Origin of the sequence: Pseudomonas sp. JZ114 (assembly GCF_051027705.1) — a bacterium.
GTDB classification, from domain to species: Bacteria; Pseudomonadota; Gammaproteobacteria; order Pseudomonadales; family Pseudomonadaceae; genus Chryseomonas; species Chryseomonas luteola.
Genome location: NZ_CP069257.1, coordinates 103,131 through 118,515 on the forward strand (window position 1 = coordinate 103,131; position 15,385 = coordinate 118,515).

Annotated in this window: 13 protein-coding genes; 9 read left to right on the forward strand and 4 right to left on the reverse strand. The window is 55.0% G+C overall.

Features of this window, described 5'->3' with window-relative positions; all coding sequences use genetic code 11:
* Positions 1 to 59: 59 nt before the first annotated feature.
* From JQR90_RS19975 to JQR90_RS19985, 3 genes are all read right to left on the reverse strand, one after another.
* Positions 60 to 974 (reverse strand): DUF2242 domain-containing protein, encoded by a 915-nt coding sequence (locus JQR90_RS19975; protein ID WP_010798936.1) that lies wholly within the window; start codon positions 972 to 974, stop codon positions 60 to 62.
* A 152-nt stretch (positions 975 to 1,126) separates the two neighbouring features.
* Entirely contained in the window at positions 1,127 to 3,091 is a 1,965-nt protein-coding gene (locus JQR90_RS19980) for a DNA topoisomerase III (protein WP_010798937.1), read from the reverse strand.
* Between the two features lie 173 nt (positions 3,092 to 3,264).
* A complete protein-coding gene (locus JQR90_RS19985) occupies positions 3,265 to 3,522 on the reverse strand; it encodes a hypothetical protein (protein ID WP_010798938.1) in 258 nt (85 codons plus the stop codon).
* A gap of 334 nt (positions 3,523 to 3,856) precedes the next feature.
* On the opposite strand from JQR90_RS19985, the gene JQR90_RS19990 reads away from it, so the two are divergent.
* The 9 genes from JQR90_RS19990 to JQR90_RS20030 all read left to right on the forward strand — a co-directional run bounded on the left by JQR90_RS19990 (position 3,857) and on the right by JQR90_RS20030 (position 14,348).
* Positions 3,857 to 4,873 carry a zinc-binding alcohol dehydrogenase family protein gene (locus tag JQR90_RS19990; protein ID WP_010798939.1) on the forward strand — a complete coding sequence of 339 codons (1,017 nt, stop codon included), beginning with the start codon at positions 3,857 to 3,859 and terminating at the stop codon, positions 4,871 to 4,873.
* Positions 4,874 to 5,065: 192 nt separating this feature from the next.
* On the forward strand, positions 5,066 to 5,893 hold the full coding sequence (locus JQR90_RS19995) for a M48 family metallopeptidase (RefSeq protein WP_010798940.1): 828 nt from the start codon (positions 5,066 to 5,068) through the stop codon (positions 5,891 to 5,893).
* 216 nt (positions 5,894 to 6,109) lie between these two features.
* Positions 6,110 to 6,820 (forward strand): response regulator transcription factor, encoded by a 711-nt coding sequence (locus tag JQR90_RS20000; protein ID WP_010798941.1) that lies wholly within the window; start codon positions 6,110 to 6,112, stop codon positions 6,818 to 6,820.
* Positions 6,817 to 8,169, forward strand: coding sequence for a sensor histidine kinase (locus tag JQR90_RS20005; RefSeq protein WP_010798942.1), 1,353 nt, complete (start codon positions 6,817 to 6,819; stop codon positions 8,167 to 8,169). Before JQR90_RS20000 ends, JQR90_RS20005 begins: the two co-directional genes overlap by 4 nt.
* 95 nt (positions 8,170 to 8,264) lie before the next feature.
* Positions 8,265 to 10,481, forward strand: coding sequence for a TonB-dependent siderophore receptor (locus JQR90_RS20010; RefSeq protein ID WP_010798943.1), 2,217 nt, complete (start codon positions 8,265 to 8,267; stop codon positions 10,479 to 10,481).
* 66 nt (positions 10,482 to 10,547) lie between these two features.
* Positions 10,548 to 11,468: an ABC transporter substrate-binding protein gene (locus tag JQR90_RS20015; protein WP_019364542.1), complete on the forward strand. Its 921-nt coding sequence runs from the start codon at positions 10,548 to 10,550 to the stop codon at positions 11,466 to 11,468.
* Positions 11,465 to 12,469 (forward strand): FecCD family ABC transporter permease, encoded by a 1,005-nt coding sequence (locus JQR90_RS20020; protein ID WP_010798945.1) that lies wholly within the window; start codon positions 11,465 to 11,467, stop codon positions 12,467 to 12,469. The genes JQR90_RS20015 and JQR90_RS20020 overlap by 4 nt, the downstream gene beginning before the upstream one ends.
* Complete coding sequence (locus tag JQR90_RS20025; protein WP_010798946.1) at positions 12,466 to 13,527, forward strand: FecCD family ABC transporter permease; 1,062 nt, start codon at positions 12,466 to 12,468, stop codon at positions 13,525 to 13,527. The genes JQR90_RS20020 and JQR90_RS20025 overlap by 4 nt, the downstream gene beginning before the upstream one ends.
* A complete protein-coding gene (locus tag JQR90_RS20030) occupies positions 13,524 to 14,348 on the forward strand; it encodes an ABC transporter ATP-binding protein (RefSeq protein ID WP_010798947.1) in 825 nt (274 codons plus the stop codon). The genes JQR90_RS20025 and JQR90_RS20030 overlap by 4 nt, the downstream gene beginning before the upstream one ends.
* An 8-nt stretch (positions 14,349 to 14,356) precedes the next feature.
* On the opposite strand, the gene JQR90_RS20035 is transcribed toward JQR90_RS20030, so the two are convergent.
* Positions 14,357 to 15,376, reverse strand: a complete 1,020-nt coding sequence (locus JQR90_RS20035; RefSeq protein WP_010798948.1) for a transporter — start codon at positions 15,374 to 15,376, stop codon at positions 14,357 to 14,359.
* Positions 15,377 to 15,385: the final 9 nt, after the last annotated feature.

The following is a 15,385-nucleotide window of genomic DNA, read 5'->3' on the forward strand; positions in this document are numbered from 1 at the left end:
TAGAGTTCTTGACCTCAACGCCTTGCAGGCTTTCGGCAATCCAGAGTCATACCCGACCCTCACTCTTCAAGCAGCTCCAGCAAGTCATCCGAGGGTGCCGTGGGGGTTTCAGGCTGACCTGATGGAGTGGGCGTGTCAGCCGACGCTGGCGAAGCGGCGGGCTCGGTTGTGGGAGAGGCTGGAGCGGCGGCTGGCGCAGTAAATTGCTCGAAGGCTGACGTGTCGATAGGTGTAATGGGCGGCGCTTGGGGCGGCAATGGTACGGGTACAGAAGAAAACCCCGCATCATGATCCGGGCGTGTCTCAGGAGCAGGTGCCGCCGAGGCTGGCTTCGGTGCCAGCGCCTGTGCAGGTTGGCTGGGCTGTGCAGAAGAGGGCGTGCTGGCGAGTGGGCTCGGCGCGGGCGCTGCTTTTGTTTGATGTATTCCTTTGTTGGCCTTTTGGGCCTGAGCCGGCAAGAAGCTTTCTACCAGGGAAAAATAGCGGCTATAGAACTTGCCTGACGTAACCGTCTCGCTGGCGACCTTGACCATGGAGTCGTTTGTCGAGCCGATAGGCATCGAGACTGATCCAAGCACACCTACTCCCAGGCTCGCCGAGTTATTGAGCTTTTTTAGCGCATAACGGTCCTGAAGCGCGTTGGCAAAAATGGTTGAACCATGATCGTTGGGGGTATTGGCCGTGCAGACAACATTAAAGCTGATTTCGAGGTGGTTCTCTCCGGTCTGCTGAAAGCTCTTACGGCCACTGACGAGCTTTGGATCATTGCTGGTAATGATATAGCCCTGACTGAGCAGCGCACGTCGAGCTGCTTCGCAGGCAGCCGTATCGTTTACCGGATAGCTACGCGAAAACGTACCCGAGTCATCGAAATTTTCGTGTTCGTACACGGCAGGCTTGTTGTTCGAGCAGCCAGCCAGGCCGGTCAGCATAGTGGCCAGTGCCAGTGCGCCGATACCAATCGATTTTGACATTGCAGATCCTGAAAGCAGCCAACGCCAGACAAGAAGCGCATGGCGTACAACGGGCATGAAGAGAACGCATTAAACAGAATGCAATGCTACTACGGAAGAGTAAGGCTAAAAAGATATCAATTAGGCGCTAGGTGACCGGATGTGTCCTCTTATCAAGCCGGGCTGACAGGCTGGCGTGACCGCTTGCCATTACCTGATGCCGTCTTGGTTGAGGCCTTGCGCGGGGCCGCCTTGCGCTTCTTCTTGAACGGCGTGGACTTACGTCCCGCTGGAATAGCCGGCCCGCTAAAGGTCAGGTTCAGCCCCATGCAGCGCTCGACCTGTTTGCTCATCCAGGCGGATTGCTTGGTCACGAACTCTTCAAGGCTCATCTCTCCGGTTTGAACCATATCCAGCGCTTGCTCCCAGATAGCGGTTGTACCGGGATCGGCAATAGCCCGAGGCACAGCGTCGATCAGACTGAAGGCAGCAGGCGTGGCGAGCAGAGCCTTACCCTGCTTGGTCAGATAACCGCGGTCCAGCAGCCCTTGAATGATCCCGGCGCGTGTCGCCTCCGTCCCAATACCCGTGGTGTCCTTCAGCTTTTGCTTGAGCTTGGGGTCGTCCACCAGTTTGGCTACATTCTTCATGGCCTTGATCAGGTCACCTTCGGTGAAGGGCTTGGGCGGTTGTGTCCAAAGGTCTTTAAGCTGAACATCCACCACAGCGCATAACTGGTCTTTGGAAAGCATGGGCAGCGGCTGTGGTGCTGGCGCTTCCTTTCCCTTTGCTGGCGTAAGTGCTTCCGGCAGGGCTCGCTTCCAGCCTGGCTCGACGATGCGCTTGCCTACAGCCCTGAGCAACTGTCCTGCGCAGTCAAAATCGGCTTGAGTACGGTCGTACTCATGGTTTGGGAGAAATTGCGCCAGGTAGCGGGCGCGGATCAAGGTATAGACTGCCTTGTGCTTGCCCGTCAGTCGATCCAGGCTGCTGATAGCTGCGGTTGGAATGATGCCGTGGTGTGCGCTGACCTTTGCATCATTCCAAGCCCGCGAGCGGCGCCTCAGGTCCAGGTGCGCCTTGAGAGGCAGAAGGGAGGAGTCGGAGCGCTCAAGCGCCGCCATGATGGCTGGGGCTTCGCCATGCTGGCTCAAGGGAAGATAGCCGCAATCGCTGCGCGGATAGGTAATGACCTTATGGGTTTCGTATAGCGCCTGGGCAATATCCAGCGTTTCCTGGGCGCCCAGGCCAAGCTTTTTCGAGCACACCTCTTGCAGCGTGCCCAGATCAAACGGCAATGGAGCAAGCTCACGCATGCGTTCGGTCTGTACCTTCATCACCTGAGCAGTGTCTGTCTGGCGCATCGCCTCTGCTGCACTTTGGGCGATATCCTGGCGCAGGCAGCGGCCCTGATCGTCGCAGATATCCTCAGGAGCCTTCCATTGGGCCGTAAACTGATGGCCCTCGGCAGACAACAACACATCGATTGCCCAGAACGGTACAGGCACAAAGTTGGCAATGCTGCGATCACGGTCGACTACCAGTCGCAGGGTAGGGGTTTGCACACGTCCTACGGGCAGGACGCCCTGATACCCTGACCGTTGGCCCAGTAATGTAAACAGACGGCTCATGTTCATGCCGATCAGCCAGTCGGCACGCGAGCGACCCAACGCCGAATGATAGAGGCTGAAGGTATCGGCGCCGGGTTTTAGCGTAGCCAGCGCTTTACGAATGGAAGCATCATCCAGCGCCGACAACCACAGACGCTGGATAGGTCCCTTGTAGCGACAATGTTCGACCAATTCGCGGGCAATCATCTCGCCTTCGCGATCAGCGTCTGTTGCAATGATCAATTCTCGGGCTTCGCCAAGCAGCCTTTTGACCGCCTTGAATTGGCTTGCGGTCTTGGGCTTGACGAGCATTTTCCACTTTTCCGGGATGATAGGCAGATCTTGCAGATTCCACCGCTTATACCGATCGTCATAGGCATCTGGCGGAGCTGTTTCAAGCAGGTGGCCAATACACCAGGTTACAGTAGCCTGTGGGCCTGTCCAGCAGCCTTCGCCACGGCGAGTAGCGCCCAGCACCTTGGCAATGTCTTTGGCTTGGGAAGGTTTTTCGCACAGGAAGAGCCGCATAGCTATCGTCATTCAAATCAACAATAGCGTAAGCATGCTAAAACCGCAGCGCAGAGGCAATCGAAATCTGTATATGCATACAGATAATGCACGCTGCCAGCTTTATTTGGCGAATCGATAAAGTACGAAGTGGGCCGTCGATCACACTGTCATTCGGCCCAACCGGTTCTGCATTAGAACTTCAAGAGATCCACCATGTTAAGAATGGCAGTGGAGAACATCAGGGTAAAAAGGCATACCAGTGAGAGTTTAAGCTTTTTCAAGCCTGACTCCTGACGCTGGCGCTTGGCCTTTGTTAACGCCTTGATGGCTGCAGAGGGACGAATACCGTTGTTCAGCATCCAACCCAGAATTTCATTTTCAGGCCGTCCTCTCATTACCGCTGAGGTAGCCAGTCGCGTTAGCCCTTCTGAGCACGCTTCGTCACGCATGAGTTAATCCAGTGATTTCGACCATCTGAGCGTAATGCGATATGCATGACGATTCAATGATGGCCGTATTACAAAAACGCATATTTATCGCTTACTTCGTCGGAAGTTGAGCCAGGTCAACCCGGCAAGTCAGCAGTCCCTTGGATCTACCTTGAAGGTAATCGACTCATGTGACCAGAACTTGACGACTATGTTGCAAGGCAGGGTGATATTCCTGGCTGAATGTAAACGCTATATGCACCTTGACGATCCGACCCCTAACAGTAGACTCTAAAATGAAACGTCGTTTCACAATGGCGAAACCTTTGATAATCACAACAATGAAAGGATCCCTATGAAAGCTCTCATGATCGAACAGGAGTTGCAGTGCCGCTTCCATGAGGTCGAGGCCATCGAGCCAGGGCCTGGAGAGGTTCAGGTAGCGGTTCGCCATGTAGGACTCTGCGGTAGCGATCTCAATACCTATAAAGGGTTGAATCCGTTGGTGGCACTGCCTCGTATTCCTGGCCATGAGATCGGTGGAGAGATCATCAAGGCAGGACCGGGCGTACCGCTGGACTATCGTGCAGGGCGGCGCGTCATTGTGGTGCCCTACACTGCATGTGGTCACTGCACCTCGTGCCGTCAGGGACGCGTGAATGCCTGCAAGACGAACCGGACACTCGGCGTTCAGCAGAACGGCGGGTTGGCCGAGCAGATCGTACTGCCCTACGAGAAGCTCATCCTGAACGATACCTTGCCAGCACGGCACCTGGCGCTGGTTGAACCCCTATCGGTAGGTTTCCATGCCGCGAGACGCGGGCGGGTTGCCAAGGGGGACAGAGTGGTGGTCATTGGCTGTGGAATGATAGGCATGGGCGCTGTGGCCGGAGCTGTGTCACGGGGTGCAACAGTCATCGCGATGGATGTCTCCGAGACCAAGACCGAAATGGCGCGTAAATACGGTGCTTCACATACTATCGTGGCCTCGTCTGGTCATGTGGACAAGCAGATCGAAGCACTGACTGACGGTGACGGGGCTGATGTCGTCATCGAATGTGTGGGCCTGCCGGCCACGTTTACCCAGGCGATCGATATCGTGTCCTTTTCTGGACGTGTGGTGTACGTGGGGTATGCCAAGGAGCCGGTTTCCTACAAGACGCAACTGTTCAACCTGAAGGAGCTGGACATCATGGGCTCCCGTAATGCAACAGCCGAAGACTTTACAGCCGTCGTTCGCTATCTGGAGACCTTGGAGCACTCTCCAGATGATCTGATTTCCAAGGTGTTTCCCTTCCAGGATGCCGAGCAGGCCCTGCCGTACTGGGATGCGGAGCGCGCTTCAACCTTGAAGATTTTGATCGAGCGATAACCTTTCAGATACCACGACGCCGTATCGCTTCTGCTTTACGGCCTCGCTTGCGCCTGCGTCAATTATTCATCCGGCGGTGGTATATGTTTCTAGAATTTAAATCGATTACACTAACGCACCAGCCATAGGCTGTTTTTGATTCATTTATCGTGCTGACAAGTAGGTCGGCTCAACATACGCTAGGGAAAGCATATGCGTCGTGTCTTATTCATAACGGGTCTTTCGTTTTCGCTTTTTCTTACTGGCTGCCAGGTAGTCAATACAACCAGTGGCGGAGCAGTAGGGGTCGAGCGTAAGCAATACATGTTCAGCATGCTGTCTGCCCAGCAGGTTGATCAGATGTACGCAGAGTCGTATTCCAGTTCAGTCAACAAGGCCAAATCATCCGGTGCGCTCGCCAACGAGACAGCAGAGGGCAAGCGTGTCCGTACGATTGCCAAGCGGCTGATCGATAGGGTTAGCTACTTCCGTCCCGATGCTGCTGCCTGGGATTGGCAGGTCAACCTTGTCAAAAATGATGAACTCAATGCCAACTGCGGTCCGGGCGGCAAGATCTTTGTTTATACCGGTCTGATCCAACAGCTAAAACTTACCGATGATGAGCTTGCAGCGGTAATGGGGCATGAAATTGCCCATGCGCTCCGTGAGCACAGCAGGGAAAAAATGTCTCGGGCGTATGCATTGCAACTAGGCCAAAGCCTTGGTGGCGCCTTGCTAGGCCTTAACCAATCGTCAATGCAAATTGCGAATAAGGTAACGGAAGTTGGTTTATCTCTCCCGTTCAGTCGATCAAATGAAAACGAAGCAGATCTGATTGGCCTGGAGTTGGCTGCCCGGGCGGGCTATAACCCCAATGCGGCGTTGAGCCTCTGGCAGAAATTTGCACAAGCCTCAGCCAGGATGGGCAATAAGACACCTGAGCTTCTGAGCACGCATCCCTCTGATGAGAGCCGCATGGCCTCGATTCAAGCAGCCGTCCCCAAGGTGATGCCCTTGTACCAAGCCAGCCGCAAGTCTTGAGTTCGATCTTTATCCATGGCTTATATGGATAAGGATATGCACTGCGATATCCTTATCCAGGCGATTTTAAGACATTAATTAAGATCCGCCCGGGTATCTTAACGAGCAGCAATACCCTTCTTCTGCTTTCGAGTTAACATCAGTGTTAACACCTGTCTACGTGAAAAAAGCCTCGGACGGGTACTTTTGAAACCCTTTGGCTGTTCCCCAAACGCTATGAATTCCTTTGTTTCCCTGCTCAATATTCTTGTCGTTGAAGACGATCCGGTGTTGGGTATGCACCTGCAGGCTCAGCTATCGGCGAGGGGACATGCGGTAGTGCTATGCAGTGATGCCTGTCGAGTCGCCGCACTGTTGAAAGAGCAGGTGTTCGATCTGGTAGTACTGGATATTCTGTTACCCAATGGCAATGGGCTTCACCTACTGGAGCAGATTCGTTCCTATAGTGCCGTGCCGGTTATCCTGGTCTCGGCGCTGGGTAGCGAGTCTGATCGTATCGTCGGCTTTCAAAAGGGAGCAGATGATTATCTACCCAAGCCCTTTAGCATGGCGGAGCTGGATGTGCGAATCGGAGCGCTGCTCCGGCGCATTGCGTTTGAGCGCTCGGCCATGGAGACAGCGCCAACCGTGCAGGGAGAGCTGTACTTCGATCTTATCCGGACCGATGTGGTTTATAAGGGGCAATGGGCGGAACTGACCACAACGGAATTTCGTATTCTCGAGCTATTGAACCGGCACGCTGGAGAGGTACTCAGCAAACCAGTGTTGTATCAGGAAGCCCTGCAACGTGCCTACTCACGCTACGATCGTAGTCTTGACATGCATGTCAGCCATATTCGCCGCAAGCTCCAGAGCATTGATTACTCGGCTTGCGAAGTTCGTACAGCCTGGGGGAAAGGCTACGTGCTGGTGTGTTCGTCTTCATGATACGACTCCCGTATCGGCATTCCCTGTTCTGGAAGCTGTCTGGTCTTACCATCGCCGCCTGTCTGGTCATCGTCTGGCTGAGCTTAAGCTGGGGACGCAGCATGGAGCACAGTCATTACGAACTGGCACAAGCCGATAAAGAGGAACTGCTGAATTATGCTGCTTCCGTTGAACAGGCATGGAGGACACAAGGCAAGGAGGGCGTTGAAACTGCATTACGACGTATCCGAGAGGGAGAACAGGTTTGGGCTGTAGCAGTTGATCGTCTTTATCAGCCGTTAGGTCAGCGCGCTCTGACGCCTAGTGATGCCGATCGGTTCAGCTTTATGCGCCGTCTGGATTGGCCGTTGAGTGGCCGTGCTACCGAATTGCCTGTAATGGATATTCCATTTCCTCAACACCCTGAAGCGGGCCGTTTGGCAATGGAATTGCCCGAGCGCATGTGGTCCGGCAAGCCTTCCGTTCTGGGCCGTCTGGTGATCCATGGGCTGTTTCCCATGGCTACCATGTTTCTGTTATGTATTCTGCTCTATCGTCAGCTCATGGTGCCTTTGAGATGGCTCCAAGAGCAGGCATCCTCTGCTTGTCGCTCAGGCAGAAAGCCTACAATCGGCGTAAGCGCTCGCAGCGATGAGCTGGGTGAGCTGGGACGCGCCTTTGATCACATGGCGGAGCGGCTGGAAGGTCATGTCGACTACCAGCAACGACTTCTGCGAGATATGTCCCATGAGCTGCGCACACCGCTGTCACGGCTGCGTGTGCTGTGCGAGTCCTCCGAGGATGCGAATACGTTGCGTGCCCGCCTTGAGCGTGAGTTAGCCGGTATGCAGGAGCTGGTCGAGACCACACTAGAGCTGGCCTGGCTGGATACGGATAGGCCCTCGCTGCTATGCGAGCCGATCAGCATGCAGTCGCTCTGGAATATCCTCATTGAGGATGCCTGTTTCGAGACTGGTTGGTCACGAGACGCTTTTGTATATCGCTTACCAGACAATTGCTGTGTACAAGCTCATTTGAATAGTCTGGCCCGTGCCCTGGAAAACCTCTTGCGCAACGCGATTCGTTACTCACCGGAAGGAGGATATGTGATTCTGGGGGGGCATTGTGAGGGCAGCGAGTGGTTGCTGTGGATACAAGACCAAGGTCCGGGGGTTGCAGAAGGTGCGCTCGACTACATCTTCGAGCCGTTTACCCGGCTCAATGGTGCCCGGCCTGGCGGTGACGGATTCGGCCTGGGTCTTTCCATCGCCCGATCGGCACTGATGATCCAGGGCGGCGCTATCTGGGCTGAAAACTGCAATCCAGGGCTTCGTGTAACCGTGCGCTTGCCTGCTGCTGAAATTGTATAGATTGTAAAAAAGCTTTCTTCTCAAATGGGAATGAATAGCATTTGCGCCAACTTTGGAGCGGTCTCGTTTCGAGATTTGTAGAACAGGAGTTGGTCATGCTGCGTATTCCTCATTCATCCACGCGACTGAGCATCGTACTGTGTGGGGCTCTTGCCAGTCATTCCGGCCTTGCGCTTGCCCAGTATGGCTCCAGCGAGCCGGTTGAGATGGAAGCTACCACGGTTATGGGTACCGCCGAGGAAGAGGCCAGGCAGGCCTTGGGTTCCTCAGTGATTACTGCAGAGGATATTGCCAGGCAACCACCGGCCAATGATCTGTCGGAGATTATTCGGCGCCAGCCCGGTGTCAATCTCACAGGCAACAGTGCCAGTGGCGCGCGCGGTAACAATCGGCAAATCGACTTGCGAGGTATGGGGCCTGAGAACACGCTGATTCTGATCGATGGCCTGCCCAGTACCTCCCGAAATGCCGTCCGCTATGGTTGGGACGGTGACCGTGATACGCGGGGTGAGACGAACTGGGTTCCAGCTGAAGAAGTCGAGCGTATCGAAATCCTGCGTGGCCCGGCGGCGGCCCGTTATGGCTCCGGTGCCATGGGTGGGGTCATCAACATCATTACCAAGCGTCCTACGGAGCAATGGCATGGCTCGATGACGTTTTATGCCCTGGAACCCGAAAGCGGCTACGAAGGCAACGGACGCCGTGCCAATTTCAACCTGAGCGGTCCGTTGACGGAAGCTCTGGCATTTCGAGTCTATGGCAATATCGCCAGGACTGATGCAGATGCTTTGAGCATCAATGAAGGACATCAGGCCTCGGAAGGTAGTGTCACGGCGGGTCGGGAAGGCGTACGCAACAAGGACATCAATGCGCTACTCAGCTGGCAACTTGATCCGCAGCAAGTCCTCGATTTTGAAACTTCCTACAGCCGCCAGGGCAACATTTATGCCGGCGACACGATGCTCAATAACTCTGGCGGCAACGATGCCTTTGTTCGAAGTCTGTATGGCCATGAAACCAATGTACTGCAGCGCTCCAGCTTTACGTTGAAGCATAAGGGAACGTGGGACTGGGGTAATTCCACTCTGGGCCTTTCCTATGATTACACCCGCAACTGGCGTCTGAACGAGGGACTTTCAGGCCGTACAGAGGGTGGGCCAAGTGAAGGGGATGGCGCGTTTATGTCGCGCCTGCGCAATACCCGCGCCTTTGGCAATCTTGATCTGCCTATCGACAGCGCAATGCCTCAGGTCTTAACCATTGGCGCCGAGTATTTACACGAGTCGCTAAGTGACCCTGGTTCTCTGCGTGCTCAGTCTTCTGATCCTGAGCCTGGCCAGATAGCAGGTTTTGATCGCACCCAGACCAAGACGACAGCCAACAGCTACGCCTTTTATGTTGAAGATAATGTGCAGGTTACAGACCGGACGGTGCTGACCCCTGGACTACGCTTCGATGACCATCAGACCTATGGTGATAATTGGAGCCCAAGTCTTAACTTGTCCCATGAGATCACGGACCGACTGACGTTCAAGGGTGGGATTGCGCGTGCTTACAAAACACCGAATCTGTATCAGAGCAATCCAAACTATCTTCTGTACAGCCGTGGTAACGGCTGTACAGCGATTACGTCTGGAAACGGAGGCTGCTATCTGGTCGGTAACGAAAACTTAAAGCCTGAAATCAGCATCAATAAGGAGCTGGGTCTGGCTTATGATGTCGGAACATGGAGAGCCAGTGCGACCTATTTCCGTAACGATTACAAAAACAAAATCGTGGGCGGAAACGAATTTATCTATCGATTGGGCGACACCGGGCCTCGTGTACTGGAGTGGGAGAACACCGGTAAGGCGGTTGTCCAAGGGGTTGAAGGCAACCTGTTCATTCCGCTGACTGATACCGTGGATTGGAACACCAACTTTACCTATATGATCGAATCCAAGGACAAGCAGACAGGCGATCCTTTAAGCATTATTCCCAAATACACCATCAACAGTACGCTGGACTGGTACGTCACTGAAAAACTCTCTGCACAGCTTAATGTTACCCATTATGGAAAGCAGGAGGCTCCTTCATACTCTCGGCGTACCAATACGGATTATGAGGCTGCTGCCCAGAAGGACATTGATCCGTATACGTTGGTAGGCGTCAGCAGTGGTTATGAGTTTAACGAGCATTACAAAGTGCGTTTTGGTGTGAATAATCTGTTCGACAAGCGCATCTATCGAGAGGGCAACGCTTCGAGCGCCGGTGCGGTTACATACAACGAGCCGGGTCGTGCGTATTTTGCTTCCTTTACCGCCTCGTTTTAATGTTATTAAATCGGGCCGCCTGGCTAACCCGCTGCCCGTGCCGTATTTCTATTGTGGAGTTGTGTCATGAAGCGTGTTGATTCCAGTATTTTCCGTCTTAGTGTTCTTTTGTGCAGTCTCGTGCTAACTACCACAGCAGGTTCGGCTTTGGCGGCTACTGTTTCCACTGCCCACGGCGAGCTGAAAACCCCGGATACACCTAAGCGGGTCGTGGTGCTGGATGAGGCGGCTATGGATACCGCGCTGGCAGTAGGTATTAAACCAGTCGCTACGCTGGCGAGTCGTGGTGGCACCAGCGTATCAAACTATCTGCAGGATCAGGCGGGGCAGCCCGCTATCGTGGGTACGGCTCGTGAAATTAATCTGGAGGCAGTTTTCAACCAGAAGCCGGACCTTATCCTGGCGCGACAGGATTTACCGCAAGAACAATATGCCAAACTTAGCCTGATTGCTCCGACGGTAGTACCAAAAGGAGGGGAGTCGTTAGCTGACTGGCGAGCCAACGCAGAGCTTTATGCCCAGGCGCTCAACCGTAGTGATGAATTGAAAAAGCAGTTCGATCAGATAGACCAGCGTGTTGCCAAATTGAAGACGCAAGTCAAACCAGGGCAAGTGTTGTCGGTTGTTCGTTGGAATCCTCAGGGACCGATGGTCATGTCGAGCCATCTCTTTGCAGGCCAGTTACTGGAGCAACTAGGCTTTGCCAGTACGCAACTGGCCTCAGAGCTCAAAGATCGTCCTCATAGCGATATCTTGAGCCTTGAGAACCTGTCAAGCGCTGATGGAGACTGGATTTTCCTGGCTACCTTGAATGAGAAGGGTGACGAGGCCTTGGAGGCTGCTCGCAAGCAGCCTGCCTTTACTCGCTTGAAGGCCGTTCAGGCGAAGCAGGTGGCCACGGTTGATGGGCAGGTGTGGAGCAGCGGGTCAGGTCCGCTGGCTGCTGAGCATGTACTGGATGACGTGGAGCGTATCGTTCTCAAATGAAGGTGTCCGCTTCGCCTCGTTTGGGTGTTCCGTTCATTGCCTGTTGTCTAACGCTGCTGGTGATTCTGCTCACCAGCTTGCTGCTTGGTGCTGGGGAAGTTTCCGTGCTCCGTAGCATCAATGTCTTGCTTGGGGGTGGGGACGATGAAGCTCGCTTTGTTGTCCTCGAGCTGCGTGGGGCGCGCACGTTACTGGGACTTCTGGTGGGTATGGCCCTTGGCGTTGGTGGAGCCGTTTTGCAAACGGCAACCCGCAATCCGCTTGCGGAGCCCGGACTCCTGGGTGTTAGCGCTGGTGCATCCTTTGCCATGGTGGTTGCCATTGCGCTCGGCGCCAGCGCAGCTACTGTCAATCTTGGCATGGCCATTACTGGAGCCATGCTTGGATGCCTGCTCGTTGTGGCGGTGACTCAAGTGCGCGGATTTGACGCCGACCCTGTTCGCTTGATCCTGGCGGGAATGGCGCTCACAGGAATTCTGGGCGCCGCCAGTACCTTACTGCTCCTGTATGACCAGCGTACTGCCGATGAAATTCGGTTTTGGGTCATTGGCGCCTTGGCAGGCAGGCCCGCAGATACCCTGTCCTGGGCGCTGCCGGGCACACTGGCAGGCCTGTTGGTCGTGGCCCCTTTGGTCAGACCCCTGGCCGCCTTGAGCTTGGGAGAGCGTATGGCCATTGGATTAGGGCATCACCCTCAATTGACCCGATTGATCGCACTACTAGGCGTTGCCATTTTAGTAGGGACTGCCACTGCAGTAGCTGGGCCTATTGGCTTTGTCGGATTGGTTGTGCCGTTCCTGGCGCGGAGAATGGTCGGGCCTGATGTCCGCCGTGTCCTTCCATTATCACTTGTCCTGGGGCCCGCGGTGCTGCTATTGGCTGATATCTTGTCGCGCCTTTTGGTCAAACCTTACGAGCTTCCCATTGGTGTTGTGACTGCCTTCATCGGTGCGCCAATCCTGATGATAGTCGTCCGTCAACATCGCCTGCCTTCCCTATGACCAAACCTTTTTCATCTCCAGTTACAGCTCGGTTTTGGTGGCTACAGGCAGGCCGTCAGGTGAGTGTACTCGTCTCGCGGAGAGGCAGTGTCGTTGCGCTGTGCCTGACGGTGCTGTTGATCCTCATGAGCGGTATCAGCCTGGCGTATGGCGTAACCGGGCTTAATCCCTGGCTGGCGCTGAAGGCTGTCATCGGGCACGGCGATCCCATGCATTTATTTTTGATTCAAGAGCTTCGCTTTCCCCGGCTCCTGGCTGGACTTTTGACAGGGGCCGCATTCGGGTTGGGAGGGTGCATGTTACAAACCCTGGCACGTAATCGGCTTGCAACGCCCGGGGTTATTGGTATCGACAATGGTGCAACGGCCTTTGCTGTCGCTTCCATCGTTGCTGTCTCGACAAGCCTCGCGCCATCAGCCCTTGCCTTGAGTGGTGCGGCAACCGCAGCGGCCATGGCGTTTGCCTTGGGCGGTGGTGCAGGCGCACGTGGGTATCGCTTCATTGTTGTTGGAATCGGAGTTGGTGCATTGTTTGGCGCCTTGACTAATCTGATGCTGGCACGTTCGTCCATCGATGCGGCCAACCAGGCCTATCCCTGGACGGTTGGCAGTCTTAACGCGCGCTCTCCAGCCTCGATTCAATTGTTGGCTATTGGTTTGCTGATAGGTTTACCGCTAGCCAAGATCTTGGGACGCACCCTAGAGGTTCTCAGGTTTTCCGATTCGGTCGCCATCGGGCTGGGCGTGCGTATACGCCTGGCCCGGGTACAGATTCTTATGCTAACTGTTCTGCTCACGGCGTTAGCGGTCGCGGTTGCCGGTCCTGTTGGGCTTATCGCCTTGCTGGCACCCGAAGCGGCCCGCTATCTGGTCGGACAACGCGGTGTCCCTATCGTGACCTCTGCATTAGCAGGAGCCCTTCTGATGATCCTGGCAGACTGGGTGGGAAGAACCTGGTTTGCTCCTATCGAAATTCCAGTAGGTGTAGTGACTGCTGTCATCGGCGGACCTTACCTGCTCTGGATTTTACTGCGTCAACCTGTCCGGAAGTCGTTATGAGTAGTACTGTTTCACCGTTGCTGATGGCGACTAACGAGCATTCGGTTATTTTGGAGACCCGTCTTCTCGAGCTTGCTCATGGTCAGACGACCATTATCAATGGGCTTAATCTTAAAATCCAGCCGGGGCGGGTCACCGCTATTGTAGGGCCCAATGGGTGCGGGAAGTCTACGCTTCTGGCGGGTCTTGCTCGACTGCTCAAGCCGCGTGCGGGTGCGGTTCTACTCGATGGGAAGGTCATTGGTGAGCTGCCTTCCCGGCAGGTTGCCCGACAGCTTGCACTGCTGCCCCAGGATGCCAGCGCACCGGATGGATTGACCGTATCTGACCTAATCCGCTTTGGCCGGCAGCCTCATCAGGGCTTGCTAAGGCAATGGTCTACAGATGACGAAGCTGTTGTTGATGCGGCATTAAAAGCAGCGGATCTGATTGAACTGGCCGAGCGGCCGCTTGACTCGATGTCGGGTGGGCAGCGCCAGCGTGCCTGGATTGCCATGGCCATTGCTCAGCAGACGCCGCTACTCCTGCTTGATGAGCCAACCTCTGCATTGGACCTTGGGCATCAACTGGAGGTATTTGAGCTGATTCGCATGCTGGCCAATGCGGGCAAGACGGTGGTCATGGTGGTACATGACCTCTCTCAGGCCTGCCGCTACGCCGATCATCTGGTCGCCATGCAGTCTGGTCGTATTATTGCTGAAGGTGTCCCGGCCGACATTGTCACCCCTGAGCTTGTTGAGACCTTATATGGCGTCCGCTGTGTTCTATTGAAGGATCCGGTTAGCGGAACACCTTTGATCGCCGGGGTCAGCCCGCGCTAATAAGACGCTCAATAGTCGTTTCTTTTCCTGAAGGCCCAGCGTCCTGCCAATAAGGTAAAGCTGGCAACCAGGATGACCAATATCCAGAAGCCGTGAGGCGCATCGGCGAGGGGGATGCCGCCCACGTTCATTCCAAAGAAACCTGCCACGATATTGATCGGCAAGGCCAGCACCGTGACCAGTGTCAGGGTGAAAAGGGTGCGGCTGGTTTGTTCGTTGATCTGTGCGGCGATTTCTTCCTGAATGAGTTTGATCCGCTCAATCAGCACGGCCAAGTCGCTGATAACCAGTGAAAACTCGTCGGTCGCTGCCCGTAGCTCCCTTACATCCTCCTCCATGAGAAAGCGCGGCGGGCGATTGAGCAGCCGCATCAGGGAGTTGGGTTCTAGGGCCAGCAGGCGTTGGATTCGCACCAGGGTACGACGCATGTTGCCAAGCTCGGCGCGGTTGTCGGCAAGTCGGGTAGAAAGTAGGCGGTCTTCGATACGATCAACACTCAGGTTGGTTTCTCGAACGATCTGGGTAAGTACCTCTTCTTGGTCACGCAGCAGGTGGATCAGGAGTTCCAGCGGGGAGCGAAAACCCTCGCCCTTCTTGACCGCCGCGCGCAGGCGGTCCACCGACCGAAGCGGTTGATGCCGTACACTGATCAGCATGCGCCGGTTGGCACAGACATACAGCGTGGCTACATCATAGGAAGCCTGTCCGAAGTTCAGGACGACATCGTTGACAACCGCGAGCAGGGTTGCATCGACATGTTCAAGACGAGTAGAGCGTGACCCTTCACTCAGGATTTCAAAAAAGTAGTCGGGCAGATCCAGGTGGGTCATCATCCAGCGTTTGCAAGCGGCATGGGCCAGGTTCAGATGCAACCAGACAAACTCGTCTCGCTCCTCTAGTCGCTCAAGTGCCTCCGTTACTCGAAGTGTGTCGATCTGTTCGCCAGGCTCGCCGGGGCGGAATATGAATCCATACAGGATTCCGGAAAGGTCAGAGTATTGCACGCCTGAAAGCAGCGATTGATCCATGCCAGCCCA